Annotated in this window: 28 protein-coding genes and 2 pseudogenes; 14 read left to right on the top strand and 16 right to left on the bottom strand. The window is 72.2% G+C overall.

Going from position 1 to position 24,511, the window contains the following annotated elements; genetic code table 11:
- Positions 1 to 92: 92 nt before the first annotated feature.
- The 3 genes from ACGFH9_RS06780 to ACGFH9_RS06770 are packed head-to-tail and all read right to left on the bottom strand — an operon-like array spanning position 93 to position 1,820.
- Positions 93 to 965, bottom strand: a complete 873-nt coding sequence (locus tag ACGFH9_RS06780; protein ID WP_393216366.1) for a substrate-binding domain-containing protein — start codon at positions 963 to 965, stop codon at positions 93 to 95.
- A 33-nt stretch (positions 966 to 998) separates the two neighbouring features.
- Positions 999 to 1,613, bottom strand: coding sequence for a zinc-binding dehydrogenase (locus ACGFH9_RS06775; RefSeq protein ID WP_393216363.1), 615 nt, complete (start codon positions 1,611 to 1,613; stop codon positions 999 to 1,001).
- Positions 1,614 to 1,649: 36 nt separating this feature from the next.
- Entirely contained in the window at positions 1,650 to 1,820 is a 171-nt protein-coding gene (locus tag ACGFH9_RS06770) for a hypothetical protein (RefSeq protein ID WP_393216360.1), read from the bottom strand.
- A 77-nt stretch (positions 1,821 to 1,897) separates the two neighbouring features.
- Between ACGFH9_RS06770 and ACGFH9_RS06765 the strand changes: the two are divergent.
- Positions 1,898 to 2,298: pseudogene (locus ACGFH9_RS06765) on the top strand (winged helix-turn-helix transcriptional regulator).
- 33 nt (positions 2,299 to 2,331) lie between these two features.
- Here the strand turns inward: ACGFH9_RS06765 and ACGFH9_RS06760 are convergent.
- A complete protein-coding gene (locus tag ACGFH9_RS06760) occupies positions 2,332 to 3,219 on the bottom strand; it encodes a helix-turn-helix domain-containing protein (protein ID WP_393216357.1) in 888 nt (295 codons plus the stop codon).
- Positions 3,220 to 3,357: 138 nt separating this feature from the next.
- Positions 3,358 to 3,597, bottom strand: a complete 240-nt coding sequence (locus tag ACGFH9_RS06755) for a DUF397 domain-containing protein (protein WP_355233113.1) — start codon at positions 3,595 to 3,597, stop codon at positions 3,358 to 3,360.
- 269 nt (positions 3,598 to 3,866) lie between these two features.
- Here ACGFH9_RS06755 and ACGFH9_RS06750 point away from each other — a divergent pair, with 269 nt between their 5' ends.
- Entirely contained in the window at positions 3,867 to 4,514 is a 648-nt protein-coding gene (locus ACGFH9_RS06750; RefSeq protein ID WP_355233666.1) for a GGDEF domain-containing protein, read from the top strand.
- Between the two features lie 20 nt (positions 4,515 to 4,534).
- On the opposite strand, the pseudogene ACGFH9_RS06745 reads toward ACGFH9_RS06750, so the two are convergent.
- From ACGFH9_RS06745 to ACGFH9_RS06735, 3 genes and pseudogenes are all read right to left on the bottom strand, one after another.
- Positions 4,535 to 4,832, bottom strand: a pseudogene (locus ACGFH9_RS06745) (FAD-dependent oxidoreductase); the annotation flags it as partial.
- A 304-nt stretch (positions 4,833 to 5,136) separates the two neighbouring features.
- Positions 5,137 to 5,610 carry an SRPBCC family protein gene (locus tag ACGFH9_RS06740; RefSeq protein WP_355233110.1) on the bottom strand — a complete coding sequence of 158 codons (474 nt, stop codon included), beginning with the start codon at positions 5,608 to 5,610 and terminating at the stop codon, positions 5,137 to 5,139.
- A complete protein-coding gene (locus ACGFH9_RS06735) occupies positions 5,594 to 5,938 on the bottom strand; it encodes an ArsR/SmtB family transcription factor (RefSeq protein WP_393216353.1) in 345 nt (114 codons plus the stop codon). The genes ACGFH9_RS06740 and ACGFH9_RS06735 overlap by 17 nt, the downstream gene beginning before the upstream one ends.
- 161 nt (positions 5,939 to 6,099) lie before the next feature.
- On the opposite strand from ACGFH9_RS06735, the gene ACGFH9_RS06730 reads away from it, so the two are divergent.
- Positions 6,100 to 6,741, top strand: coding sequence for a flavodoxin family protein (locus tag ACGFH9_RS06730; protein WP_393216616.1), 642 nt, complete (start codon positions 6,100 to 6,102; stop codon positions 6,739 to 6,741).
- Between the two features lie 22 nt (positions 6,742 to 6,763).
- Here ACGFH9_RS06730 and ACGFH9_RS06725 read toward each other — a convergent pair whose 3' ends face one another.
- Positions 6,764 to 7,255 (bottom strand): type II toxin-antitoxin system PemK/MazF family toxin, encoded by a 492-nt coding sequence (locus ACGFH9_RS06725; RefSeq protein ID WP_355233107.1) that lies wholly within the window; start codon positions 7,253 to 7,255, stop codon positions 6,764 to 6,766.
- Between the two features lie 64 nt (positions 7,256 to 7,319).
- On the opposite strand from ACGFH9_RS06725, the gene ACGFH9_RS06720 reads away from it, so the two are divergent.
- A complete protein-coding gene (locus ACGFH9_RS06720) occupies positions 7,320 to 7,835 on the top strand; it encodes an NUDIX hydrolase (protein ID WP_393216350.1) in 516 nt (171 codons plus the stop codon).
- A gap of 49 nt (positions 7,836 to 7,884) precedes the next feature.
- Positions 7,885 to 9,156, top strand: coding sequence for a hypothetical protein (locus ACGFH9_RS06715; protein WP_393216347.1), 1,272 nt, complete (start codon positions 7,885 to 7,887; stop codon positions 9,154 to 9,156).
- A gap of 87 nt (positions 9,157 to 9,243) precedes the next feature.
- Here the strand turns inward: ACGFH9_RS06715 and ACGFH9_RS06710 are convergent, their stop codons facing one another.
- From ACGFH9_RS06710 to ACGFH9_RS06690, 5 genes are read right to left on the bottom strand one after another with little or no spacing between them, the layout of a single operon-like run.
- Positions 9,244 to 9,723 (bottom strand): DUF2267 domain-containing protein, encoded by a 480-nt coding sequence (locus ACGFH9_RS06710; RefSeq protein ID WP_393216344.1) that lies wholly within the window; start codon positions 9,721 to 9,723, stop codon positions 9,244 to 9,246.
- Between the two features lie 58 nt (positions 9,724 to 9,781).
- On the bottom strand, positions 9,782 to 10,180 hold the full coding sequence (locus ACGFH9_RS06705; protein WP_393216614.1) for an NUDIX domain-containing protein: 399 nt from the start codon (positions 10,178 to 10,180) through the stop codon (positions 9,782 to 9,784).
- A 60-nt stretch (positions 10,181 to 10,240) separates the two neighbouring features.
- Positions 10,241 to 11,584, bottom strand: a complete 1,344-nt coding sequence (locus tag ACGFH9_RS06700) for a hypothetical protein (RefSeq protein ID WP_393216342.1) — start codon at positions 11,582 to 11,584, stop codon at positions 10,241 to 10,243.
- Complete coding sequence (locus tag ACGFH9_RS06695; protein ID WP_393216339.1) at positions 11,581 to 12,405, bottom strand: sugar phosphate isomerase/epimerase family protein; 825 nt, start codon at positions 12,403 to 12,405, stop codon at positions 11,581 to 11,583. Before ACGFH9_RS06695 ends, ACGFH9_RS06700 begins: the two co-directional genes overlap by 4 nt.
- Positions 12,406 to 13,443, bottom strand: coding sequence for a zinc-binding alcohol dehydrogenase (locus ACGFH9_RS06690; RefSeq protein ID WP_393216337.1), 1,038 nt, complete (start codon positions 13,441 to 13,443; stop codon positions 12,406 to 12,408).
- A 116-nt stretch (positions 13,444 to 13,559) separates the two neighbouring features.
- Here ACGFH9_RS06690 and ACGFH9_RS06685 point away from each other — a divergent pair, with 116 nt between their 5' ends.
- The 4 genes from ACGFH9_RS06685 (at position 13,560) to ACGFH9_RS06670 (ending at position 17,499) form a co-directional block, all read left to right on the top strand.
- Entirely contained in the window at positions 13,560 to 14,954 is a 1,395-nt protein-coding gene (locus ACGFH9_RS06685) for an ABC transporter substrate-binding protein (RefSeq protein WP_393216334.1), read from the top strand.
- Positions 14,951 to 15,907 (top strand): carbohydrate ABC transporter permease, encoded by a 957-nt coding sequence (locus ACGFH9_RS06680; RefSeq protein WP_393216331.1) that lies wholly within the window; start codon positions 14,951 to 14,953, stop codon positions 15,905 to 15,907. The genes ACGFH9_RS06685 and ACGFH9_RS06680 overlap by 4 nt, the downstream gene beginning before the upstream one ends.
- Positions 15,907 to 16,773, top strand: coding sequence for a carbohydrate ABC transporter permease (locus ACGFH9_RS06675; RefSeq protein ID WP_393216329.1), 867 nt, complete (start codon positions 15,907 to 15,909; stop codon positions 16,771 to 16,773). Before ACGFH9_RS06680 ends, ACGFH9_RS06675 begins: the two co-directional genes overlap by 1 nt.
- 120 nt (positions 16,774 to 16,893) lie before the next feature.
- The gene (locus tag ACGFH9_RS06670) at positions 16,894 to 17,499 is read left to right on the top strand and encodes a class I SAM-dependent methyltransferase (protein ID WP_393216328.1); all 606 of its coding nucleotides are present in this window, start codon (positions 16,894 to 16,896) and stop codon (positions 17,497 to 17,499) included.
- Between the two features lie 106 nt (positions 17,500 to 17,605).
- On the opposite strand, the gene eccB is transcribed toward ACGFH9_RS06670, so the two are convergent.
- Complete coding sequence (gene eccB, locus ACGFH9_RS06665; protein ID WP_393216325.1) at positions 17,606 to 18,976, bottom strand: type VII secretion protein EccB; 1,371 nt, start codon at positions 18,974 to 18,976, stop codon at positions 17,606 to 17,608.
- Positions 18,977 to 19,102: 126 nt separating this feature from the next.
- On the opposite strand from eccB, the gene ACGFH9_RS06660 reads away from it, so the two are divergent.
- The gene (locus ACGFH9_RS06660; RefSeq protein WP_393216322.1) at positions 19,103 to 19,816 is read left to right on the top strand and encodes a spermidine synthase; all 714 of its coding nucleotides are present in this window, start codon (positions 19,103 to 19,105) and stop codon (positions 19,814 to 19,816) included.
- A gap of 201 nt (positions 19,817 to 20,017) precedes the next feature.
- A complete protein-coding gene (locus ACGFH9_RS06655) occupies positions 20,018 to 20,194 on the top strand; it encodes a hypothetical protein (protein WP_393216319.1) in 177 nt (58 codons plus the stop codon).
- A gap of 3 nt (positions 20,195 to 20,197) precedes the next feature.
- Here ACGFH9_RS06655 and ACGFH9_RS06650 read toward each other — a convergent pair whose 3' ends face one another.
- Positions 20,198 to 22,000, bottom strand: coding sequence for an acyl-CoA dehydrogenase (locus tag ACGFH9_RS06650; RefSeq protein WP_393216316.1), 1,803 nt, complete (start codon positions 21,998 to 22,000; stop codon positions 20,198 to 20,200).
- 249 nt (positions 22,001 to 22,249) lie between these two features.
- On the opposite strand from ACGFH9_RS06650, the gene ACGFH9_RS06645 reads away from it, so the two are divergent.
- The 3 genes from ACGFH9_RS06645 to ACGFH9_RS06635 all read left to right on the top strand — a co-directional run bounded on the left by ACGFH9_RS06645 (position 22,250) and on the right by ACGFH9_RS06635 (position 24,507).
- The gene (locus ACGFH9_RS06645) at positions 22,250 to 23,023 is read left to right on the top strand and encodes a hypothetical protein (RefSeq protein WP_393216313.1); all 774 of its coding nucleotides are present in this window, start codon (positions 22,250 to 22,252) and stop codon (positions 23,021 to 23,023) included.
- Positions 23,024 to 23,253: 230 nt separating this feature from the next.
- Positions 23,254 to 23,865: a SipW-dependent-type signal peptide-containing protein gene (locus ACGFH9_RS06640; RefSeq protein WP_393216310.1), complete on the top strand. Its 612-nt coding sequence runs from the start codon at positions 23,254 to 23,256 to the stop codon at positions 23,863 to 23,865.
- Between the two features lie 9 nt (positions 23,866 to 23,874).
- On the top strand, positions 23,875 to 24,507 hold the full coding sequence (locus ACGFH9_RS06635) for a hypothetical protein (protein WP_393216308.1): 633 nt from the start codon (positions 23,875 to 23,877) through the stop codon (positions 24,505 to 24,507).
- Positions 24,508 to 24,511 lie beyond the last annotated feature (4 nt).

Here is a 24,511-nt window from a genome sequence, read left to right as displayed (position 1 = left end):
GCCAGACCAGTCTGCCCGGCGAGTGCGCGATCGACCACCCTACGTGTCCGGACCGACACTGTTCGTCCCCGGAGTGCCGGAATGAGCGGTGATCAGGAGCAGCGGGGCACCGGTCGGGGCTGGATCCGGTCGGCGATCCGGCCCTTCTCCTGCGCCGGCTGCCGGACGGTGGTGAGGCCGGCCGCCGCCGCCTCGGGGACGTCGTCGAACCCGGTCACCGAGACCGGCTGGCGGGTGCCGCCCGGTCGCCGGGCCAGGGCGTCGAGCACGCCGAGGGCGAGCACGTCGGAGCCGGCCAGCACGGCGGTGGGCGGCTCGGGCCGGTCGAACAGCCCGGCGACGGCGGCCGACGCGGCGTGGCCGCTGTCGCCGGGGGCGTTGAGCAGTGTCAGCTCCGACCAGGCGACGCCGACCTCGGCGAACGCGTCGGCGAAGCCGGCGAGCCGGCCACGGGTCGTCGGGTGCGTGGCCTGCTCGAACCCGGCCAGGGTCACCGGTCCGGCGGGCGCGTCGGGCCGGACGGAGTCCACGAGCAGGGCGACCCGCCGGTGGCCGAGACCGGCCACGTGCGCGGATGACGCCAGCGCCCACTCCTCGCCGGCCACGCAGTACACGCAGAAGCCGTCGACGGCGGCGTTCTCCACGGCCCGCCGGGCGTCGGCCTGCCCCTGCGGCAGGGGCACGAGCAGCATGCTGGTGCCGTGTCGCTCGGTCGCGGCGCCCACCCCGGCGAGGAGACGGACGGCGAAGGGGTCGGTGAAGGCGTACGACAGCTGGGAGGTGAACAGCACCCCGATCGAGCCGACGAAGCCACGGCGCAGGGAGCGGGCGGTCGGGTTGGGCCCCGGGCAGCCGAGCTGCCGCGCGGCGGCGAGGATCCGCTCGCGCAGGGCCGAGGAGAGCTGGTCGGGGCGACTGTAGGCATTGGACACGGTGCTGCGGGAGACACCGACGGCGTCCGCCACGGCTGCAACAGTCAATGCCGACCCGTGAGCCCTTCAGGGCACCAGCACCACACGCCCGCGCAGACCACCGGTCGCCAGCCGCTCGTGCGCCGTTGCCACCTCGCCCAGTGGCAGGCGGTGCGCGAGCCGCAGAGTGAGCCGTCCACTGTCGACCAGCGCCGACAGCTCGGCGAGCCGGGCACCGTCGGCGCAGACCTCCTGCACCACCACCCGCGTCGACCGTGACGGCGGCGGCGCGAACGGCGCCACCAGCGCGACGAAGAATCCCCCGCCGCGCAACGCCTCGTGCGCGGTCACACCCACGACCGCCGCGTCGACCACCGCGTCGACCCCACCCGGGACCAGCGCGCGCACCGCGCTCCCGAGCCGGTCGGTCCGCGCTACGAACCAATCCGCGCCCAACCCGCGTACCAACTCCTCGTCCCGCCTGTCGGCGACCGCGACGGTCCGGATGCCGCGCGCCGACGCCAGCTCCAGCAGCAGCCCGCCCACGCCGCCGGCAGCGCCGGTGACCAGCAGCGTCCGCCCGGCACCCAGGCCGGTCAGGGCGAGTGCGCGGGCCGCGGTGAGCCCGATCAGCGGCAGCGTCGCCGCGACCTCGGGAGCGACGGTACGCGGCGCCGGCGCGACCGTGTCCTCGTCCAGCACGACCACTCGGCTTGCGCTCCGGGCGCGCTGAGCACATCACGCAACCCGATCACGGCAAGCACCACTGCGGGTGGACAGGTCGATCCGGTTGACTCCGGTGGCGGCCACACGTATCCGGACCTGCCCGTTTCCCGGCTCCGGCCGGGGCAGGTCGGCGATCTCCAGAACCTCGGGGCCGCCGAACCGGCGGACGATCACAGCTCTCATGCCACCGACGCTAGGAGCGATATCCTGCGGCGAGGAGGAGGCACCTTCGGGTGCCCTGGGCACCCCGGAGGTACGCGATGGCCACCACGACCGCCGCCGAACGCCGCGAGCAGGAACGCCGCCGCTACAACGTGTTCCTCGCCGAATGCCCCGGCCACGAGCTGCTGGCGACGCTCAGCGACAAGTGGCTGACGCTGGTGGTGAGCGCGCTGGCCGACGGGCCGCTGCGGCACAGCGAGCTGGCCCGTACGCTGGCCGGGGCGAGCCAGAAGATGCTCACCCAGACGCTACGCAAGCTGGAACGCGACGGCCTGGTCAGCCGATCAGTGACCGTGGGCGTGCCGGCCCGGGTCGACTACCGGCTGACGCCGCTGGGCGAGAGCCTGCTGCCAGTCCAACGCGCATCAAGGCGTGGGCCGAGACGCACATCGCCGAAGTTCACGAGGCCCGGGACCGGTACGACGCGACGAGCGCCTGACCCCAGCAGAGCTGGGCACCCGGCCCTCGGCCGTCACTGCGGGTAGGTCTCCTCCAGCAGCCGGCCCAGGATCTCCGGCGTACGCTCCGGCGGCTCGGCCTCGACGCACAGCCGCTCCATGGCCACGGCGTAGTTGTCGAGGTCGTCGCGCTTGTCCAGGTAGAGGGCGCTGGTCAACTGCTCGATGTAGACGATGTCGGGCAGCTCCTGGTCACCGAAGCGCAGGATGGTGAAGGCGCCGCCCGCCGCCGCGTGACCACCGGCGGCGAAGGGGATGACCTGGAGTCGGATGGTGGGCGACTTGGTCGCCTCGATGAGTGCGGTGAGCTGGCCCCGCATCACCTCGGACCCGCCGATCGGACGGCGCAGCGCCGCCTCGTCCACCACGGCCCAGAGCAGCGGAGGGTTGTCCCGGTGCAGCAGTTGCTGGCGCTGCATCCGCAACGCCACCCGGCGGTCGATCTCGGCGGCGCCGGCCGCGCCGTGCCCGAGCAGCACGACCGCCCGGGCGTACTCCCGGGTCTGCAACAGGCCGGGGACGAACTGCACCTCGTAGCTGCGGATCAACGCCGCCGCGGCTTCCAGGCCCAGGTACGACTGGAACCAGGTCGGCAGCACGTCGCCGTACCGGTGCCACCAGCCGGGGCTGTTGGCGTCCCGCGCGAGCTTGAGCAGCGCCTCGCGCTCTTCCTCGTCGCTGACGCCGTAGAGGGTGAGCAGGTCGGCGACGTCGCGTTCCTTGAAGCCGACCCGGCCCAGCTCCATGCGACTGATCTTCGACTCTGAGGAGCGGATCTCCCACCCGGCGCCCTCCCGGGTCACACCGCTGGACTCCCGCAGCCGACGCAGTTGGGCACCGAGCAGCATGCGCAGCACGGTGGGCCCGGTTGTCGGGCCGCCCTCGGCGGGAACCATCGTCACGTGCGGACCTCCGGATACCGACGACGCGATCGGGCACCGAGCCCGACCGACGTGTAAGCATGCCATGGACCGACAGTGAGGTGAACTCCTCCGGACCGGCGATTCAGTCCCATCGCCGGGACACCCCTGCGCGACCGGTCAGTCGATCAGGTGATCGAAGTCCCCGTCCCGGGCCCCGAGGACGAAGGCGGCGATTTCGTCCACTGTGTAGATCAGCGCCGGCCCCTCCGGATGACGCGAGTTGCGGACGGCGATGCCGGCACCCCCGGGCAGTTCGGCGAGTTCGACACAGTTGCCGCTCGGGTTGCTGCGGCGGCTCTTCTGCCAGCTCAGCGGGGGCAACTGAGTAATCGGAACGCCATTGGGTGGCTGCTGCATGGGAGGCGTCTTTCTGCTCACGAGCCCGCCGGTGGCCGTGGGAGGAGCGGTGACGGCGAGGGGTGCGGTATCAACATTGGGCCGTGCTGCACGTGCATCTGCTATTGCATCTGCACTTGATCGCGAGCATGATAACGCACGTGATCGGTGCTTATCCGTTCACTTTGCGTTACCCCGAGCGGGGTGACGACCAGGGAAAACTGGCCCTGACGCGGCACGCGCGCCGCGTGGACCGAAGGCGGGAGGCGGTCGCGGCGATGGGAGGACTCCTGCCGGATCCGATGAGCGTCGCCTCCGGCGTCTGTGCGGCGGGGGCTCTGCTCTCCTCCTGGCAACTGCGCCGCCGCGCCGTGCGGGCCGAGGCCGAGATAGAGCACCTCCAGGCCGAACTGGCCGCCGAACGGCACGCCGCCAGCCACGACCCGCTCACCGGTCTGCCCAACCGGCGTGCCTTCTACCGCCTCGCGGCCGCCCTGCTCACCAACGCCGACGGCCAGCCGCTGATCGCGATCGTGCTCGACCTCGACGACTTCAAGCAGATCAACGACCGGTACGGGCACGCCGCCGGCGACCAGGTGCTGATCAGCGTCGCCGAACGACTGGCCGGGTTCGCCGGCGACAACCTCGTCGCCCGCCTCGGCGGCGACGAGTTCGCGGGGCTGCTCGCCAGCCCGACCGTCGACCGACGCTGGATCGAGCACGCCACCCGACGTCTCAGCGAGACCGTTGCCGCACCGATTCGCCTGAGTGGGTGCAGCGTCCGGGTCACCGCGTCGGTGGGACTCGCCCCGGTGAGCGGCCCGGCCCAGCTCACCGACGCGCTCAGCCGCGCCGACGCGGCCATGTACCAGGCGAAGAGCCTCTCCGGCCCGCGGGCGCCGCGCCAACTCGTCGACAGCGCCCGCTTCGGGGAGTAACGACTCAGGTGGCGCTCGGCGCCGAACCACCGGCGCAGAGGTCCCATCAGGTCGGCCTGCTCGTCACCAACCCACGCGACGTGGCCGTCGGGGCGCAGCAGCAGCGCGGGTACGTCCAGCTCGTCGCCGACGTCGACGACGTGGTCGACCCGATCCGTCCACCCGGCGGCCGAGAGTCGACCCGTCCCGTCGAGCAGCAGCCCCCCGGCCGGCGCGCATCAGTTCGTAGAGACGTCCCCGCGTGAGCCGCACGTCCCGCAGGTGCCGGCCGAGCAGTTCGTGACCCGCGCCGAAGTCGTAGCGGACCCCGATCGCGGATCGGCGGCGCGACACCGGGTACGCCCCGCTCCGCGAGGTGCACGGTAACGATCAGGCCGGCCGGCGTGCCCCCACCGCTGACCTTGACCGCGTAGGACCCGCCACCGACCGCTTCACCACGCCAGAGCCGGGCGTGCACGTCGGCGCCGTGCGTCACCTCGTCCAGTGCGGACAGCCGAAGCCCGAACGCCTCCGCAACCCACCCCACCACCCCCACGACCGCCCCCACCCGTGTTGATCAAGAGGTTCGTCACGATCGGCTCGTATTCTGACGCGAAACTCTTGATCAACGCGGTCTCGTTCGTCAGCGCAGGGTCGACAGGTGGCGGTCGAGGGCCGCGTACGACTCGGCGGTGCCCTGGGCCATGCCGGTCTCGACCATGCCGTCGCGTTGGGCGGCGGTATCGAAGCGGGTGGTGCTGGTGAGCAGCGTGCCGCCGTCCTGCTCGGTGAAGACAAGCGTCTCCACCGCCACCTGGCCGGGCATGCCCTCGAACTCGAAGGTCTGCACGATCCGCTCCGGCGCGGCGATCTGCCGGAACTCACCCCGGAAGGCGTAGTCGTTGCCGTCCGGGGCGTGCTCGACGATGCGGTAGCGGCCACCCTCGCGGAAGTCGATCTCGACGTCCGCCGGATTGCCCCGACACCACCAGTGCTTGAGGTGCTCGGCCTTGGTGTGCGCGGCGAAGACGAGGTCTCGCGGGGCGTCGAACGAACGGACCATCGTGATGTCCCGCTCGGAGGACACGTCGACCGTCAGGTCACGGGTCTCGGTCATGGCTGGTCTCCTTCAGGTCGTGTAGATAGTCGTCAAGGGCGTCGTAGCGCTCGGCCCAGAGCCGGCGGTACTGGTCGACCCACTCGGCGACGGTGCGCAGCGGCGTCGGATCGAGGCGGCACCGCCGCCACTGGGCGTCGCGGGTCCGCACGACCAGCCCGGCACGCTCCAGCACGCCCAGGTGCTTGGAGATGGCCTGGAGGCTGATCGGGAATGGCGCCGCCAGTTCATTGACCGTCGCCTCACCGGCGGCGAGCCGGGCCAGGATGGCCCGGCGGGTCGGGTCGGCGAGCGCGCCGAACACGGCGCTGACCGGGTCCGCTGTCATGTCGCTTTCAACCACCTAGCTGATTAACCGACAGGTTGAATCTACAGCTCGAACGCTGACTGTCAACGGTTTCGCCGGAACAAGAACGTGATTCGACCCGACACACGGGTACGGGAGGAACAGCCCGATACGACCGACGAGAGGAACCGCTCGTCGCGAGCATCCGTGCCCTCGTACTCAACTGCACCCGCAAGCCGTCGCCCGCCACCTCCAGCTCCGAGCAACTGGTCCGGGAGGTGCTGGCCGAACTGGCCCGCCAGGGCGTGGACGGTGAGATCGTCCGGGTGGTCGACCACGACGTGCGCTTCGGGGTGTCGACCGACGAGGGCCACGGCGACGGCTGGCCCGCCATCCGCGCCAAGCTGCTCGCCGCCCAGATCCTGATCGTGGCCATGCCGATCTGGCTCGGCCAGCCCGCCAGCGTCGCCAAGATGGTCCTCGAACGCCTCGACGCCGAGCTGTCCGAGACCGACGACGAGGGGCGACTGCTCCCCTACGGCAAGGTGGCCGGCGTCGCGGTCGTCGGCAACGAGGACGGGGCGCACCACAGCATCGCCGAGGTGCAGGCGGCGCTCAACGAGGTGGGCTTCACCGTCGCCGCGGCCGGCGCGACCTACTGGGTCGGCGAGGCGCTCCACACGCTGGACTACCGCGACGCCGGCCCCAAGCCGGACACCACCGGCCGCACCACCAAGGCCCTCGCGCTCAACAGCGCCCATCTGGCCCGACTGCTCGCCGATCAGCCGTACCCGCCGCCGGAGGCGCAGAGTGCCGCTGTCGGTCCGAGCCGTGAGCGAGCCTGACGGAACGGCCGGGGGGGTACGGTCAGCGCCAGCCGTAACCGGTACGCAGCGCCTGCCCGACCCGGTCGAACCGGGGCCGATCCAGCACGGCGCCCTCGCGGCGAATGCTGTCCTCGCGCATGGTGAGCACGCGGTCCAGCCGGACCCAGCTCGGCCGGTTGTCCCGGTCCCACTCTCCCGGGCCGAGCGCGAACCAGTGCCGCTGCCCGTCGCGCTCGCTCTGACTGGACAGCATCAGCCCGAACAGCGTCCGACTGTGCCGCCCGACCACCAGCACCGGGCGGTCCTTGCCCTGGCGGGGGTCGTCCTCGTACGGCACCCACGTCCAGACGATCTCACCCGGGTCGGCCTGGCCGTCGACCTCCGGCGCGTAGCTCAACTCGCGCCGCTGCAACGCGTTCACCTGACGGGGACGGGCCACCCGCGCCGGCGACGGCCCGGTCCGCCGGGGCGACGGAATTGCCGCGCCCACCCGGGAGATGCGTTGCGCCACGTTCCTCAACAGACCAGCCACGGCGGGCAGCCTACCGGTCGCCGGGAGGACCGCCGGAGTCGGCGCACTGCGGCAGACTGACCCGATGGACGAACTGCCCGACGACCTGCCGATCCTCGAGCGGCGCGCGGTACGCGTGGTCGTCTGCGACGACTCCGACCGGGTGCTGCTGTTCCACACCCGCGACCCGGACCACACCCGGCTGGGCACCTGGTGGGAGCTGCCCGGCGGCGGCATGGACCCGGGCGAGACGTACCGGGAAACAGCCGTGCGGGAACTGCGCGAGGAGACCGGCATCATGGTCACCGCCGACCAGGTGGGCGCGCCGACCTGGCGACGGCGGGCCACCTTCCTGCACCGCCAGCTACGCCATGTTCAGGACGAGATGGTCGTCGCCGTACGACTGACCGGTCCCGGCCCGGACGTGGACGAGACGGACCGGCTCGACTACGAGCTGGAGGACTACTTCGGCTTCCGCTGGTGGCCCTTGACCGAGGTGGTTGCCAGCCGGGAGCGCTTCTATCCCGGCCAGTTCCCCCGACTGATCACGCCCTTCCTGGCCGGCGAGCGGATCGAGGAGCCGTTCGAACTGTGGTCGTGAGGGGGTCGGCGGGGATGCCGGACCGGGGTGGGCCGGGCAGAGTGGGGGCATGACGACCGACCTGCACGGCCCGCTGTCCGCGTACGCCGAGCGGCTGCACGCCACGATCGGCGACCGGCACCACGTCGCTTCGCCGCTCGGCGCCTGGCTGCTGCTCGCTGTCACCGCCGCGACGACCGGAGCCGGCCAGGCGACCGACTCGGACCCGGCGACCGGCCCGGACCCGGCGGCCGAGGGGCTGGCGTCCGCGCTGGGCACCGACCTGGCCAGCGCCGCGACTGTGGCCCACGCCCTGCTGGACGCGCCGCATCCGCTGGTCACGTCCGCCACCGCGCTGTGGCTCCGCACGCGTCACCTGGTCGACGAGCCGGCCGGGTGGCGGGCGGCGCTCCCCGCGACGACCGAGGTCGGCACGTTCCCCGACCAGGCCGGGCTGGACGCCTGGGCGCGCGAGCACACCGACGGCCTGATCGAGACGTTCCCCCTGAAGGTCAGCCCGGACGTGGTGTTCGCCCTGGCCAGCGCGCTCGCGACCCGGATCTCGTGGACCGAGCCGTTCGACGTCGCCGACGCCCGCGTGCTCGGCCCGGACAGCTCGTGGACGGACCTGCGCCAGGTGCTGCGCAGCCCGGGTCACGGGCACCGGGGTGCCATCGTCGCGACCGAGCGGTCGGGGGACGTGATCGTGCACGTCGCCCGGGCCCAGGCGAGCGAGGGCGCGGGGCTGGTGGTCCTCTCGGTGGCCGCCGAGCGGCACGTGCCGGCGGCCGATGTGCTCGCCACCGCGTACCGGCTCAGTGCCGGCGCGGCCGACGGCGCGCAACCGGCCGGTCGCCGCTCGCTGTTCGACCTGCCGCTGGGCGAGACCCCTCTGTGGACGCTGCGCGAGGAGCGGGTGCGGACCCGCGCCCGCGACGGCCGCGAGGAGCGGCACCAGGCGGTCCTCCCCTGCTGGTCGGCGCGCAGCGACCACGATCTGACCGCCGAGTCGCTGGGCTTCCCCGCGGCCGCGACGACGCTGTCCCGGGCGCTCGACCAACCGGTGCAGGGCTTCGAGGCGCGGCAGGTGGCGATGGCGCGGTACGGCCGATACGGGTTCGAGGCGGCGGCGGTGACCGGCATGTTCGGCACGGTCAGCCTGCCGCCGGAGGGGGTCGCCCGGACCGCCGAGCTGCGCTTCGGCCATCCGTACGCCGTGGTGGCGGTCGCCACCGACAGCAGGGCCGACGGGACCAGCGGGCCGTGGCACGGGGTGCCGGTCTTCTCCGCCTGGGTCAGCGAGCCGGACGACCTGCCGGACGCCGAGAGGTGCGGCCGTTGATCCACTCCAGCTCGGCGATGTCGCGGCATCCCCGCGCGCGGATGCCGCGATGCCGGCGATCTGCCGTGGAACACTGACCGTCCTCGGTCACGCCGAGTCGGAGTGGTCCTCGTCGAGCGGCAGTCGGGCCACCATCTCGTGGAACTCCCGTACGGTCAGCGCCTCGCGCAGGGTCGCGAAGACGGCACCGGTGCCGACCCGTGCGGTGGCCGGGTCCACTCCGGCACGCTGGGCCACCCGACGGAGGAAGTCCACCGGCCCGGCGTCCATCGGCGGCGGGGTGGCAGCGGACCCACCGAGGTCGAGGCCCGCACCGGTGTCGGGCCCGTCCGCGCGGGTGGTCGGGGCCGAGGGCGGGGCGGCGTCCGGCGCGAAGTCGTACAGGTAGCCGTCGACCTGGTCGGGCAGGTGTCCGGCGGGGTCCGGCGGCGCCTCGGTGACCCGTTCCGCCATCGTGGTGAGCACCGCGCGGGCGAGGACAGCGGCCTGCCCCGCCGGTAGGCCGGAGCGCCGGGACACCGCGTCGATGAACTGCGGGAACCCGTCGCCGCCCGCGCTGTCGGTCACGCCGGGCGGTTACCCGTACTCGACGGGGGCAAACGACGCCCCGGCCCGGCCGCGCCCGTCAGCGCAGCAGGTCGACGGCCAGCAGGTGGTCGAAGATGAGCTGGTCGACCGGGGAGGTGCGATGCCGGTCGGCGTACCCGAGCCAGGCCATCTCGGCGATCTCGCTGGCCGGCCGCAACCCACCCCGGTACCCGGCCCGGTAGCAGGACATCCGCACGGCGACGCCGGCCGCGTGCCCGTGCGCCTGGGCGGTGAACGTGCCCAGGTGCGTCGCGCCGCGTACGTCCACCTCGACGCTCAGCTCCTCGGCGATCTCCCGGCGCAGGGTCTCCAGGTCGCTCTCGCCGGACTCGCGCTTGCCGCAGGGCAGGTACCACACGTCCCTGCCCTGCGAACGGGTGCTCAGCACCCGTCCGTCCTCGATCAGGAGCCAGGCCACCTCGTCGATCTCGCGCACGTCATCCGCCCTCAGGGCCACCGGGACGGGCACGCTACCAGGCGTCGGCGTTCAGGGCGGTTACTCGTCGGCGAGCAGGTCGAGCAGCAGCGCGGCGGTCCAACTGAACGCCGGTGAGCCCAGGCCGGCACCTGTGTCGGGGTGGAAGTACTCGTGGCAGCCCGCCCCGGCGACCAGGTCGATCATCGAGCGGCGCAGGCCCGCCGCCAGCTCGGGGTGCCCGTGGGTGGCCAGGCCGCGCCGCACCAGCCAGCCGACGTTCAGCCAACTCGGCCCGCGCCAGTAGCGCAACGGTTCGAAGTCGGGCGCGGTGCGGTCGTAGCTGGGCAGTGGGCGGTCCATTCCCCGGGCCACCCCGAAGCGCCCCGACGTCGCCTCAACGACGAGCGCCTCGGCCTGCCGGGTGGGCAGGTCGGGCAGGAGCAGCGGGGCGAGCCCGAGCACGGTACGCGCGCCGATCAGCCGGTCGGTGCGCAGGTCACGCGGCTGGAACGTGCCGGTGCCCGGGTCGTACAGCCGTCGTACCAACGCCTCGGTGACACGGTCCGCGCGGACCCGGTGCGGGCCGGGGTCCGCGCCGACCAGCGTGGCGATCTCGGCCAGCGCGTGCTCGGCGGACCCGAACGCCGCGTTGAACAGCGGGCACTCCACCAGGAACGGATGACCGTCGGCCAGGTCGTGGTCGGCGTAGCCGTGGTCGCGGTAGGCCGCGACGATCGCCAGGTAGCGCGCGTAGTCCAGGTCCGTGGGGCGGTGGGCGGCGTCGGCGTGCGCGGTGTCGTGCCGGCGGTACGCGCGCATGACGGCCGCCTCGGCGTCGACCGCGGCCATCGGCTCGTCCCAGGCGGGGCTGTTGTCCAGACCGGACTCCCACGGGTGTACGACGCACACCAGCCCGTCGCCGGCCACGTCCCGCCGCTTCGCCAGGTAGCTCTGCTGGGCGACAAGCGCCGGATAGAGCCGGTGCAGCGCCACCAGGCCGGCCTGATCAGGCGCCCGGCGGTAGGCCAGCAGCGCGGCGAGCGCGTGCACCGGCGGCTGCACGAGGCCGGAGGTGTCCACGCTCGGCACGCCCTCGGTGTCGGCCGAGCGCCACAGCTCCGGGCCGGGGAAGTACGCGCCGACGCGCAGCGCCGGGTTGAACACGATGTGCGGCACCCGCCCGTCGGCCCACTGCGCCCGGAAGAGGCTGGTCAGCTCCCGCCAGGCCCGCTCGGGCCGGACGTGCGCCAACCCGATCGCGATGAACGCCGAATCCCAACTCCACTGGTGCGGGTAGAGCGTGCGCGACGGCACCGTGTGGTCGTGCTCCCAGTTCGCGTCGAGGGTGGCGACGGCCAGCCGGCGCAGCCCGGCCAGGTCGGTCGGACCACCGGTGCGGGTGGGGACAGCGCCGGCGGTCATGCGGCGGCCCGGCGGCGGGGTAGCGCGTGCCGCAGCACCGTCGCGGCGTCCTGGAGGGCGCGGACGGGATCGCCGCGCAGCCGGCACTCCAGGGACAGCCAGCCCCGGTAGTCCAGCTCCAGCAGGGTCCGCACGAGCGCCGGCCAGTCCAGGTGCCCCGCGCCCGGCTGGTACCGGTTGGAGTCGCTGACCTGCACGTGCCCGAGGTACGGCGCTGCGGTGCGCAGCGCCAGGTGCACGTCGTCCTCCTCGATGTTCATGTGGAAGGTGTCGGCGACCACCTGGACCGAGGGCAGCCCGAGGGCGGCGCAGAGGGCGACCGCCTCGTCGAGCCGGTTGACCATGTGGTCCTCGTACCGGTTGAGGGGTTCGAGGAACAGGGTGACCCCCTCGGCCCGGGCGTGCTCGCCGAGGATGCCGAGGGCGTCGAGGAGCACCTGTCGGTCGCCGGCCGGCGGGCGCGGTGGCTCGAACGGCGGCAACCGCCGGGAGAACATGCCCCACGCGGCCGGGGTCATGACCCCGACGCCGCCCAGCTCGGCGACGACCGAGAGCTGGGAGCGCAGGTTGCGGATGGCGTCGGCGGACCGGTCGGGGTCGAAGTCGCCGATGAAGTGGTCCATCTCGACGCAGACGGTGGGCATCACCACCCCGGCGGCGCGGGCCCGGCGCAGCTCGGGCAGGCGGCGGGCGAAGGCGAGGTCGCCGCGACCCCGCAGTTCGATGCCCTGGTAGCCCAGGGCGGTGGCGAGGGCGTACTTCTGGATCAGGTTGGTGCCCGGCAGGAGTTGTTCCTGGCAGGCGAGCGCGATGGTGGTCATCTAGAACCTCAACACCACTTGGAGGACGTCACCGGCGCCGCGGTCGAGCAGCGCGAGGGCGTCGGCGACCGCGCTGGCGTCGACGATGTGGCTGACCAGCGGCAACGGGTCGACGCTGCGGTCGGCCACCAGCTCCATGAAGGTCTGCGCCACCCGGTCGCCGGTCCACCGGCCGGCCATGCTCGGCGCGGGCGTGGGTCCGGAGACCTGGGCGGCCACCAACTGGATGCGGTTGTGGTGGAACTCCTCGCCGAGGCCGAGTCCTTCGGCGTGGCCCTGGTAGAAGCCGGCGGCCACGACCCGGCCGGCGTGTGCGGTGGAGCGGATCGCCTCGTGCAGCGCCGGGTACGCCCCGGACAGCTCCAGACAGACGTCCGCGCCCCGGCCGCCGGTGGCCTCGCGCAGCACGCTGGCGGCGGACTGCGTACCGGCATCCACGGTGGACCTGGCACCGTAGCGGGTGGCGTGGGTCAGTCGGCCGGGCACCCGGTCGACGGCCACCACCCGGGCACCGGAGAGAGCCGCGAGACGAGTGGCCAGCAGCCCGATGACACCCTGCCCGAAGACGCCGACCCAGTCCCCCAGGTGCAGGTCACCGGCGAGCACGGCGGTCAGCGCGATGGCGCCGGGCCGGGCGAAGACCGCGACGAGCGGGTCCAGCCCGACGGGCAGTGGACGCACCGCGTCGGCGGGCAGCACGGCCTCGGCGCGGTGCCCCCAGATGCCCCACACGAGCTGGCCCGGATGCCGGTCGGGGACCTCCGCGGCCACCTCGACCACCTCGCCGACCTCCTCGTAACCGAAGCCGATCAACGGGTACGGCACGGGGGCCTGGCGGGGGACGAACATGCGGGCTGTGTCGTCCCAGTCCTTGCTGAGCCGGGGATTGCTGCCCCGGTAGAGGGTCAGCTCGGTGCCGGCGGAGATGCCCGAGTAGCAGGTGCGGACCCGGACCTGGCCGGGGCCGAGCGGATCTGGTGGACAGGGCTCGAGACTGATCCGTCGAGGCCCGGCGAGGGAGACCACCCAGTTGCCCATGTGTCACATCCCGGTAGCACTGGGCTCCAGGATAGCCAAAAAATAGCCATATGTCTTGCTATTGATCAATCGAAGGTGTTGAATCCCTCTTGTACCCTTCGAGAGGAGTGCCACCGATGTCAGCACCTCCGAGGCGGATACTCGCCACCACCCTGATCCTGGCACTGGCCGGGTCGACCCTGCTGGCCTGCGGAGACGACGGATCCGACAGCAACAGCAAAAAGATCACCGTGTGGAGCCTGGAGGACGTCGCCGACCGCGTCACCGCCACCAAGGCGATCATCGCGGACTTCACCGCCAAGACCGGGATCCAGGTCGACCTCGTCACCGTCAACGAGGACCAGTTCCCCTCGTTGATCGCCGCAAACGCCGCCGCCGGCGAGCTACCCGACGTGGTCGGCTCGGTGTCCCTGGCCGGCATCCGCACCCTCGCGGGTAACGAGCTGCTGCACGCCTCGGCGAACGCGGAGGTCGTCGACAAGCTGGGCCGGCAGACGTTCTCGCCCCGGGCGCTGGAGCTGACCTCGGACGACGGCAAGCAGTTCTCCGTCCCCAGTGACGGGTGGGGCCAACTGCTCGTCTATCGCAAGGACCTGTTCGACGCGGCCGGCCTGCCCGCCCCCGACACGTACGAGCGGATCGCCACCGCGGCGGCGAAGCTGAACACCGGCGGCGTCGCCGGCATCACCGCGGCGACCTCGCCCAGCGACGTGTTCACCCAGCAGACCTTCGAGCACCTGGCGCTCGCCAACGGTTGCCAGCTCACCGACGACTCCGGCGGGGTCACCCTCGACTCGCCACAGTGCGTCGAGGCGTTCCGCTTCTACGGCGACCTGATCCGCGCCAGCTCGGTGAAGGGCGCGCAGGACGTGGACACCACCCGGGCCACCTACTTCGCGGGCAAGGCGGCCATGGTGATCTGGTCGCCGTTCATCCTCGACGAGTTGGCCGGGCTCCGGAACGACGCCAAGCCGACCTGTCCGCAGTGCCAGACCGACCCGACGTTCCTGGCCAGGAACAGCGGGTTCGTCACCGCGATCAAGGGTCCGAACGGCACCGGACCCGCGCAGTACGGCGAGATCAGCTCGTGGGCGGTACTCGACGGCGCGGTGGCCGACCCGGCCAAGTCGTTCGTGGAGTACATGCTCGGTGACGGCTACCCGCGCTGGTTCGGCATGTCCCCCGAGGGTCGGTTCCCGGTACGCAAGGGCACCCCGGCCGAGCCGGAGGCGTTCCTGACCGCGTGGAACACCAGCCCGGCCGGTGTGGACGCCAAGAAGCCCCTCGCCGACGTGTACGGCGACGACGTGCTGGCCACGCTGCGACGCAGTCCGGACACGTTCGGGCGCTGGGGGCTCAGCCAGGGGCAGGGCAAGTTGGTGGGCGCCATGCTCGGTGAGCTGCCGGTGCCCAAGGTGCTGGGCGACCTCATCGCCGGCAAGTCCGACGCGGCGGGCGCCGCCGGCCGGGCCGAGAAGGACGTCGAGGCGATCAAGGCAGGCGTCAATTGACCACCACCGCCCCCGAGACCGGCCGCTCCCCCGCCGGGGAGCGGCCGGAGCGCGCCCGCCGCCGACCGCTGACGCTGCGCCGCCGTGAGTCCCGCGCCGGGCTGGCGCTGGTCGCGCCGACCCTGCTGGTCACCATCGCCGTCATCGGCATCCCGATCGTCTGGACCGTGGTGCTCGCCTTCCAGCGGGTCCGGCTCGCCACCCTGCGCAAGACCGGCCTGTTCGGCGAGCTCACCATGGACAACATCGACCGGGTGCTGCACACCCCCGGCTTCGCCGACACGCTGTGGGTCACCCTGCTCTACAGCGTCGGCGGCACCGCCGGGTCGATCCTGCTCGGCATGGTCGCCGCGCTCGTCGTCCGCCGCCCGTTCCGGGGTCGCACCCTGGTACGGGCGTCCATGCTGCTGCCGTACGTGGCGCCGGTGGTCGCGGTGACGTTCCTCTGGCAGGTGATGCTCGACCCGCAGCTCGGCATTGTCAACCACTGGGGTCAGCGCCTGCTCGGCTGGGACGCGCCCGTGCCGTTCCTCACCCAGGAGTCGACGGCGCTGGCCACGGTCGTCGTGTTCGAGACGTGGCGATACTTCCCGTTCGCGTTCCTGTTCCTGCTGGCCCGGCTCCAGGCGGTGCCGGGCGAACTGGAGGAGGCCGCCCGTGTCGACGGCGCCACTCCCACCCAGCGGTTCCGGCACATCCTGCTGCCGCAGCTCCTGCCGGTGATGGCCCTGCTGGGGGTGCTGCGCTTCATCATGACGTTCAACAAGTTCGACGACGTGTACCTGCTCACCGGCGGGGCCGCCGGCACCGAGGTGGTCAGCGTCCGGGTGTACGAGTTCCTCACCGCCCGTACCGACATCGGAGCGGCCGCCGCGCAGGCGGTCGTGCTGGCCGTGGTGCTCATCGTGTTCGTGCTGATCTATCTACGCTTCTTCGGACGGAGGGTCGGCTGATGGACCGCGACATGATCGAGACGGTGAGCCTGCGCTGGCTGCGCCGCCTGGTGATCGCCGCGTTCCTGGTGGTCACCGTCTTCCCCTTCTACTACATGCTGGTGCTCTCGGTACGCCCCATCGAGCGGCTGCTGCTCGACCCCGGCTCGCTCGTCGTCGGCTTCGGCGAGCTGACCGTCGCCACGTACGCGGAGGTGCTCAAGGCCACCGACGACGGCGGCCAGGGATTCCTCACCTTCATCCGCAACAGCGGTCTGGTCGCCGTCGCGGCGACAGTGCTCACGCTGCTCGTGGCGATCCCCGGCGCGTACGCGGTGGCCCGGCTGCGGTTCTTCGGTCGGCGGCAGGTCGACTTCCTGTTCCTGGCGGTCTACCTGTTCCCCTCGATCGTCATCGCGATCCCGCTGTTCGTGGTGTTCAGCCTCGCCGGCCTGCGCGGTTCCCTGTTCGGGCTGGTGCTGGTCTACATCTCGCAGACCCTGCCGGTCTCGGTCTACATGCTGAAGAACTACTTCGAGACCATCCCCGTCAGTCTGGAGGAGTCCGCGGCCATCGACGGCGCCGGCCGGCTCGGCATCATCCGCCGGGTCAGCCTGCCGCTCGCCGCGCCATCGATCATGGCAGTCGCGCTGTACGACTTCATGATCGCCTGGAACGAGTTCCTGTTCGCCCTGCTGTTCCTCGTCGACAAGCCCGACCGGTGGACGGTGTCGCTCGGGTTGTCGCTGCTCTCCGACGGCGTGGAGGTGCCCAAGACGGTGTTGATGGCCGGGTCGGTCGTCCTCACCCTGCCCATCGTGATCCTCTTCTTCGCGAGTGAACGGCTGCTGACCGAGGGTCTGACCAGCGGCGCGGAGAAGGGCTGAACCTGCGGCCCGATCGGTGGCGGTCCAGCGGCTCGACACGCCGACCCCGGCGTTGCTGGACCGCCACCGATCGGCGCACCCGTCGGACCGACCCCGTCCGACCCGATTACCGTGGGCCGTATGGCCAACCCGACCCGCTGGGCGACCGACACCGGTCCGGAGCACTCGCAGTGGTACATCGACCGGTTTCGCAAGCTCGCCGCCGAGGGAGCCGACCTGGCCGGCGAGGCCCGGCTCGTCGACACGCTCGTCGTACCCGGTTCGCGGATCCTCGACGCCGGCAGCGGCACCGGCCGCGTCGGCGCGGCCCTGGCCCAGCGCGGGCACACGGTGGTCGGGGTCGACGCCGATCCCGCGCTGGTGGAGGCCGCCCGCGCCGACCACCCGGGCCCGCGCTGGCTGGTCGCCGACCTGGCCGAGCTGGACCTGGCGGCGCTCGGCGAGACGGAGCCGTTCGACGCGGTGGTCCTCGCCGGCAACGTCCTCGCGTTCGTCGCCGTCGGCACCGAGCCGGAGGTTCTTCGACGGCTCGCCGGGCACCTGCGCCCGGACGGCGTCCTGGCGGTGGGCTTCGGCACCGAGCGCGGCTACCCGCTGAGCGCGTTCGACGCCGACGCGGTCGCCGCCGGGCTGCGCCTGGAGCACCGCTTCGCCACCTGGGACCTGCGCCCGTGGCGCGACGACGCCCCCTTCGCGGTCAGCATCCTGCGCCGCCCGGCCACCTGAGCCAGGACCTGCGTCAGGGCAGGGCCGCAATGCCGCGCGCGGCCTCACGGCAGAGCCGCGACACCCCAAGCGGCCTCAAGGCAGAGCCGCTACCTCCCGAGCGGGGTCAGGATGGGGCGGCGACGGCCCGGGCGGCGGCCGGGTCGAGGGTCGCGCCGGCCGGCACGAGGCTGACCAGGCCGGCGGGAAGCCGCACCGGTCGCACGTCGCGGTAACCGAGCATCGCCAGTACCTCCCGGTCGGCCAGGACGTACCGCCGGCCGAGGTCGGTGACCACGGACAGCGCGCCCCCGGACGCGCCGGGCGCCGCGGCGGACTCGACCAGCGCTCCACCACCCGGCTGCACCACCACGTGGTCGGCCAGCGCCGCGCCGCCGGTCGGCGCGGTCCGCGGAACGGCCGACAGGTCCGGCAGGTGTACGCCCCAGCGCACCTCGCCCGCGCCGTCGTCGCCGACGCGGGTGCAGATCGCCGCGTCGTCGGTGGCGGCGAGCCGGGGCGGTACGGGCGGCGGAGCGGTCGGGCCGCTCGGGGTGAGGTCGGGCATCGTGGGCACGGCGGCGAACCGCCCCAACGTCATCGGTTCCGACTCCCCCTGCCCGGTGCGGGCCAGCAGCAGCCCGGCCTGCAACTCGGTGATCCCGGCCAGCCCGTCGTCGAGTGCCACCGCGTACTGGCGGCCGCCGCCCGAGTTGCGCACGAGGTAGACCTGACCGATGGTGGCGTCGGGCACCCGTGTGGAGGGTCGGCCCTCGCCGGGCAGCGCCGGCGGAGCCAGGTCGACGCCGGCAGGGAAAGCGTTGAGCAGGGCGGGAGCGACCGGCACCGCCCGCGTCCGGGTGGTCGCCAGCGCGGCCAGCACCCGGCTGGGATCGCGGATCAGGTAGCGGCGCTGGTGCCAAACGAGGTAGAGCCCGCCGTCCGGATGGCGCAGCAGCAACGCGTCGTCACCGAGCGGCCGGCCGCCGTCGGGGTCGACGCCGATGAGCAGCGCCGAACGACTGTCCGCACCGGCCGTCGTCGAACAGACCGTCCAGGCCGCCTTCGCGAGCCCGCCCGGCGCGGGCAGCGAATCCGGTGCGTCGGCGATGCCCAGTGGCAGACCACGCGGCACGCCGTCGATGGAACGCCGGGAGACCAGCACCGTCTTCGCCCGGTCCGCCCCGACGATCAGCAACGCCGAGGCGTAGTTGAGCACCGGGTGCAGCTTCTGCTCGCGGTAGACGAACCGGGCGCCGGACTCCTTCTCGACGATCACCGCGCCCGGGTCGCGCCATCCGGTGCCGCCACCGGCGAACAGTCCGTAGAGCGCCGCACCCCCGAGCCCGATCACCGCCACGAGGACGCTGGCCAGGCCCGCGCCCGCCAGCCGCCGAAACGGCGACTGCGCCGGGTCGGTCTCCCGCATCACCAGCGCGGCGACCGCCCGCTGGACGCTGAACTGGTAGGAGTGCAGCTGATCCTGCCGCGACGGCATGACGTCCCTTCCGCTGGTTCGACCGGGCACAGGATATGCGCTGCGTCGATGTCCCGTGGACCCTGCGTGGCGGGCCGGGGTCCGGTCGGTACCATCGGGGACGAATCCGGCGTCGAGAGGGCATCCGTGGGCGCGCGCTTCGAGGAACTGGCCTGGCGGGAGACCCCGATCGGCGCGATCAGCCTGCGGCGGCGCCGCGATCCGGCGCTCCACCTCGAGGTGTACGAGGTCAAGCTCGACGACGAGTACCTGATGTCCAGCCTCTTCCCCGTCGCCGAGATCGAGCTGGCCCGCCTCGGTCTCGCCGAGCTGACCGGGGACACCCTCGACGTGGTGGTCGGCGGCCTCGGACTGGGCTACACGGCGTGCACCGCGCTGGCCGACCCACGGGTGCGGGCGCTGCTCGTCGTGGAGGCCATCGAGGACGTCATCGACTGGCACCGGCGGGGACTGCTGCCGTTCGCGGCCGGGCTGGCCGAGGACCCGCGGACCCGGTTCGCGCAGGCCGACTTCTTCGCCGCCGTGGCAGGTGACGAGGGGTTCGACGCGCAGAATCCCGGGCGACGGTTCGACGCGGTCCTGCTCGACGTCGACCACTCGCCGCGCAACGTCCTGCACCCGAGCCACGCGCCCTTCTACACGCCGGACGGCCTCCGTCGGCTCGCCGCGCTGCTCCGGCCGGAGGGGGTCTTCGCGCTCTGGTCGGACGACCCACCGGACAACGACTTCGTCGCGGCGCTCGCGGAGGTGTTCGCGACCGTGCGGGCACACGTCGTGCCGTTCGCCAACCCGCTGACCGGGGGCCAGTCCGCCAACACCGTCTACGTCGCCCGCCGCTGACCCCCCGGGCCTGCCCCACCGTGCTCGCCGATCTTGCAGATTCTGTCGACGTTATGTCCCATCGGCCCCCTTCTGTCGGCACCGAAAGTGCAAGATCGCGGGGGTGGAGCGGCGGGGGCGGCGTTTGGGGTCGGCGGGATCGGGAAGGTGGGGCCGGGGGTCGCCGCATCTCGCGTCGCGGCCGGGTTACTGGAGGTCGCGATGCGTGCCCTGCTCTGGGTCGTCGGCGTGGTGGCTGGCGTGCTGATTCTGCTCGGGCTGATTCTCGAGGCCGTCCGCTGGCTGATCATCATCGGTCTGATCGCGCTGGTGATCGTGATCATCCTGGGGGTGGTCAAGGGTCGGCAGGCCATGAACCACCAGAGCCGTCGACGGTGATGGTCAGAACCAGTCCGCGTGCATGTCGAGCGCGGTGCGGTCGAGGCTGTCCAACAGGTCGAACTGAGGCCCGGTGCGGGGCAGCTCGACGGTGAGGAAGTAGCGGGCGGCCTGCCGCTTGCCAGCGTGGAAGGGGTCGCCGCTCTCCTCGGACGGCAGCGCCAGCACCTGTTCGAGCCACATCCAGGCGATCACCACGTGCCCGACCGCCTCGAGGTAGACGCTGGCGTTCGCGAGGGCGAGCACCGGGTCTCCGCCGGCCCAGAGCGACCGGGTGGCGGTGACGATCCGCCGTGCCGCCGCGTCCAGTCGGTCGGCCAGCTCGGCGACCTCGCCCCCGGCCCGACGGCCCCGGCTGACGGTGTCGCCCATCGTCTCGGTCAGCAGGAGCAGACCCGCGCCGTCGCGCATGGTCATCTTGCGCCCCAGCAGGTCCAGCGCCTGGATCCCGTGGGTGCCCTCGTGGATCGGGTTGAGCCGGTTGTCTCGGTAGTGCTGTTCCACGTCGTGGTCCCGCGTGTAACCCGCGCCGCCGAGGACCTGGATGGCCAGGTCGTTGGCCGCCAGGCACCACTGGGACGGCCAGCTCTTGGCGATCGGGGTGAGGACGTCCAACAGTAGGTGCGCCCGCTCGCGGTCCGCGTCGGTCGGCGCGGTCTTCTCCTCGTCGAGCAGCCGGGCGCAGTAGAGCACCAGGGCCAGCGCCCCCTCCACGTAGCTCTTCTGCGCCAGCAGCATCCGTCGTACGTCGGGGTGGTCGATGATCGGCACCTGCGGCGTCGCCGGGTCCTTCGCGCCGACCGGTCGGCCCTGCGGGCGTTCCCGGGCGTACGCCAGGCTCTTGAGGTAGCCGGTGTAGCCCAGCGCGGTAGCGCCGGCCCCGACACCGATCCGGGCCTCGTTCATCATGTGGAACATCTGGGCCAGCCCCTGGTGGGGCGCGCCGACCAGGTGGCCCACCGCGCCCGGCTCACCGCCGGGGGTGTGGCCACCGTCGCCGAAGCTGAGCAGTGCGTTGGTGGTTCCCCGGAAGCCCATCTTGTGGTTGAGCCCGACCAGCGTCACGTCGTTGCGCTCCCCGAGCGAGGAGGCCGGGTTGACGAGCACCTTGGGTACGACGAACAGCGAGATGCCTTTCACCCCGGGCGGGCCGCCGGGTATCCGTGCCAGCACCAGGTGGACGATGTTCTCGGCGAGTTCGTGGTCACCACCGGAGATCCACATCTTGGTGCCGAACAGCCGGTACGTGCCGTCCGGCCGCGGCTCGGCCCGGGTGGTGATGTCGGCCAGCGAGCTGCCGGCGTGCGGCTCGGAGAGGCACATGGTGCCGAAGAACCGCCCCTGGAGCATGGGTCGCACGTACGTGTCGACCTGTTCGGCGCTGCCGTGTGCCAGCAGCAGGTTGGCGTTGCCCAGGGTCAGCAGCGGGTACGCGGAGGTGGCCACGTTGGCCGCCTGGAACCAGGCGAAGCAGGCGGCGGCGACGGCGTGCGGCAGTTGCAGGCCACCGACGGATTCGTCCATCCCGGCCGTGAGCAGGCCCGTCTCGGCGAAGCTGCGCAGCGCCGCCTCGATCTGCGGGATCGTCCGCACCCGATTCCCCTCGACCGTGGGCTCGGCGAGGTCGGCGGCCCGGTTGTGCGGGGCGAACTGGTCGGTGGCCACCCGCTCGGCGAGGTCGAGGGCGTCGTCGAAGGTCTCCCGGGAGTGCTCGGCGTAGCGGGGGCGCTCGACGAGGTGCGACACCCGTAGCCAGTCGTGCAGCAGGAAATCCAGGTCACGGCGGGAGAGCAGGGTGGATGGCACGGTACTCCTCGGCGGGCGCAGGGGTGTGTCGATGCGGGCGGCGGCCCGGCGTCGCCCCGGCCCATACTGGCGGATCGGCCGGGCGGACACTACCGCCGTCGTCGCGGCCGATGGGTCGCGCCAGCTGGGCGTTGGGCACGACGTGGCGTTTCGTGAGGTCCGGCCCGGGGATACCGCGTCGATGGCGACCGGTCCGGTCGGCCACCGACGGGAGCCGGAGACGCCGCCGGGCGCGTGAGCAGCGGGCCGATGCCGCTGCTGCCCACCGAGGAGGACCCTCGGTTGACGTTGGCGCTCACCGAGAATCGGGTGTGCACGGGTGTGACCACCCTGCGGGGTCGGGCCTTCGTGAGTTACCCGTCCGCGGACGGGCCGGGCGTGCAGGTGGCGGAGGCGCTACCGGACGGCGGTCGCAACCCCTACCCGGACGCCGCGTGGAACCGTCCGGACCAGTCGCCGGACGGCGCGTTCGTCCACGTCAACGGGTTGCGTGCCGGCCCGGACGGCAGGCTGTGGATCGTCGATTCGGGAGCGCCCCAGCTCGGCGCCCGGCAGATCCCCGGTGGCGCGCGGCTGATCGTCGTCGACGTGGACCGCGACCGGGTGGACCGCATGCACCACCTCGACGCGGCGGTACGCCCCGACAGCTACATCGACGACGTCCGGTTTCACGACGGCACCGCGTACCTCACCGACGCCGGCGCCGACCAGTTGGAGGTGTCGCCGGACGGCCGACCAGCCGGCCTCCGGCGGCATGTCCCGGATCGGCACCCGTTGGCTGGACGACCCGACCCTGTCGCCCGCGGAGTTGGCCCGACGGGTCGAGCCCTGGTGGGACAAGCCGAGCACCGCCTGTCGTGGGTGGATGCGATGTGGCTCGACACCGACGGCCAGCTCTGGATGCCGGCCGCCCAACTGCACCTGACCGCCGGTCTCAACGGGGGACACTCGGCCGTCGACTATCCGGTCGAGGTCTACCGCATGCCGGTGGACGCCGTCCCGCCGCCGCTGGGCACTGCCTGAGCGACATCCCGGCACAGCCCTTGGCTTTTCGCCCATTTCACGTTTTTCGTTCTTCCTGGCCGTTTATTGTGTCCTTGCGTAACAGCGACCGGTCTGTACGTTTTTGTCTGATTGTCGGTTCCAAGACGGCGGCAGCCGGTCCGATCACCGCTGCGTCGTCGTCACCGGCCCAGGACAACCCACCGCGTTGTACCCAGGAGGACAAGTTGAGTGAACCGACAGGAACGGCAATGACTGAATCGAGCGGTCGAGGACGCCGTCGCAAGCTCAAGGCCATCATGGCGGGAGGGATCGCCCTGGGCCTCGGGGCGACGATCACCCTCGCGGCCTGGAACGACTCGGAGTACGCCACGGGCACGTTCACGGCCGGCACGTTCAGCATGGAGGGCAGCACGAACGGCACCACCTACGCCGAGCACCCCACGGCCGGCACCGCGGCCGCGTTGACCTTCAGTACCGGCTTCGACAGCATGAGCCCGGGTAGCGTCGTCGCGGCACCGTTCGCCGTCCGCCTGACGGCCGCCACGACGTACAACGCGACAGTGACGGTGGCTTCGGCCACCCCCGCGCCGCCCGCGTTCGTCGGCCTCACCTACGGCATCGCGACCGTTCCGGCCTTCGCCAACTGCAGCGCGACACCTACGAGTCCGACCTGGATCGTCGCGCAGGGCACGGCGCTCAACTCGGTGACCGGCGCGGTGTCGTTCAACCTGACGCAGGGCACCCCTCCCACGACACCTGGCGCTCCGGCCTTCCTGTGCTTCGTCGTCACGGCGGGAGGCACCCTGGTGCAGGGCACCTCGGTGACGCAGACCTGGCAACTCCTGGCTACGTCCGTATAGGTGGTGGCCGTGGTCAGCCGTCGGACCTCGACCGGACGACCACGGCTCCGTCGTACCCGTGCCGTACTCGCCGGCACCCTCGTTCTCGGACTGGGAACGACGTCCACGCTCGCCGCGTGGACCGATGGCGAGTACGGCACCGGGTCGTTCGCCGCAAGCGTCTTCGGCACGGAATCGCAGACCGCGTCCAGCGCCTGGGCGAGCCACACTCCGGCGGCGAACGCCGCGACGCTGGCATTCGCCGCGACGGCGATGTCCCCGACGGTCTCCTTCTACGCCTTCATCGACATCCGGACGACATCGACGACGAATGTCGGTGGCGCTGTCGCGCTGACGAGTTCGTCGAACGACGCAGGTGCCCTCCTGCCCGCCCTCGAGTACCGCGCCGTGCGGACGGCCAGCACCAGCACCACGTGTGCTGCCGCCGCCTTCACCGGTACGCCGACGTGGATCGTCGGACCCGGCTATCTGGCCGTCACCTCGGTGCCCGGAGCCCCGGTCTCATCCACCATCACCGTGCCGAGCGGCGCGACGCCGCAGGTGCGGTTCTGCTTCGAGGTGCGGATCCAGTCCGGAGCCAGCAACGCGTACCAGGGCAAAAGCGGTGCCGTCACCTGGCTGTTCACTGCCACATCGACGTGAGGGA

This window comes from Micromonospora sp. NPDC049102, assembly GCF_043197485.1.
GTDB lineage: Bacteria > Actinomycetota > Actinomycetes > Mycobacteriales > Micromonosporaceae > Micromonospora.
This window is presented reverse-complemented; position numbering and strand designations above follow the sequence as displayed.

What these genes read in the sequence shown, in the direction of transcription:
- ACGFH9_RS06720 (WP_393216350.1), top strand. Translation starts at nt 7,320, where the DNA reads ATGGACGAACTGCCCGACGACCTGCCGATCCTCGAGCGGCGCGCGGTA.
- ACGFH9_RS06670 (WP_393216328.1), top strand. Translation starts at nt 16,894, where the DNA reads ATGGCCAACCCGACCCGCTGGGCGACCGACACCGGTCCGGAGCACTCG.
- eccB (WP_393216325.1), bottom strand. Translation starts at nt 18,976, where the DNA reads ATGCCGTCGCGGCAGGATCAGCTGCACTCCTACCAGTTCAGCGTCCAG.
- ACGFH9_RS06640 (WP_393216310.1), top strand. Translation starts at nt 23,254, where the DNA reads ATGACTGAATCGAGCGGTCGAGGACGCCGTCGCAAGCTCAAGGCCATC.
- ACGFH9_RS06770 (WP_393216360.1), bottom strand. Translation starts at nt 1,820, where the DNA reads ATGAGAGCTGTGATCGTCCGCCGGTTCGGCGGCCCCGAGGTTCTGGAG.
- ACGFH9_RS06755 (WP_355233113.1), bottom strand. Translation starts at nt 3,597, where the DNA reads ATGCAGCAGCCACCCAATGGCGTTCCGATTACTCAGTTGCCCCCGCTG.
- ACGFH9_RS06685 (WP_393216334.1), top strand. Translation starts at nt 13,560, where the DNA reads ATGTCAGCACCTCCGAGGCGGATACTCGCCACCACCCTGATCCTGGCA.
- ACGFH9_RS06695 (WP_393216339.1), bottom strand. Translation starts at nt 12,405, where the DNA reads ATGACCACCATCGCGCTCGCCTGCCAGGAACAACTCCTGCCGGGCACC.
- ACGFH9_RS06700 (WP_393216342.1), bottom strand. Translation starts at nt 11,584, where the DNA reads ATGACCGCCGGCGCTGTCCCCACCCGCACCGGTGGTCCGACCGACCTG.
- ACGFH9_RS06735 (WP_393216353.1), bottom strand. Translation starts at nt 5,938, where the DNA reads ATGACAGCGGACCCGGTCAGCGCCGTGTTCGGCGCGCTCGCCGACCCG.
- ACGFH9_RS06740 (WP_355233110.1), bottom strand. Translation starts at nt 5,610, where the DNA reads ATGACCGAGACCCGTGACCTGACGGTCGACGTGTCCTCCGAGCGGGAC.
- ACGFH9_RS06655 (WP_393216319.1), top strand. Translation starts at nt 20,018, where the DNA reads ATGCGTGCCCTGCTCTGGGTCGTCGGCGTGGTGGCTGGCGTGCTGATT.
- ACGFH9_RS06675 (WP_393216329.1), top strand. Translation starts at nt 15,907, where the DNA reads ATGGACCGCGACATGATCGAGACGGTGAGCCTGCGCTGGCTGCGCCGC.
- ACGFH9_RS06645 (WP_393216313.1), top strand. Translation starts at nt 22,250, where the DNA reads ATGCCGCTGCTGCCCACCGAGGAGGACCCTCGGTTGACGTTGGCGCTC.
- ACGFH9_RS06690 (WP_393216337.1), bottom strand. Translation starts at nt 13,443, where the DNA reads ATGGGCAACTGGGTGGTCTCCCTCGCCGGGCCTCGACGGATCAGTCTC.
- ACGFH9_RS06715 (WP_393216347.1), top strand. Translation starts at nt 7,885, where the DNA reads ATGACGACCGACCTGCACGGCCCGCTGTCCGCGTACGCCGAGCGGCTG.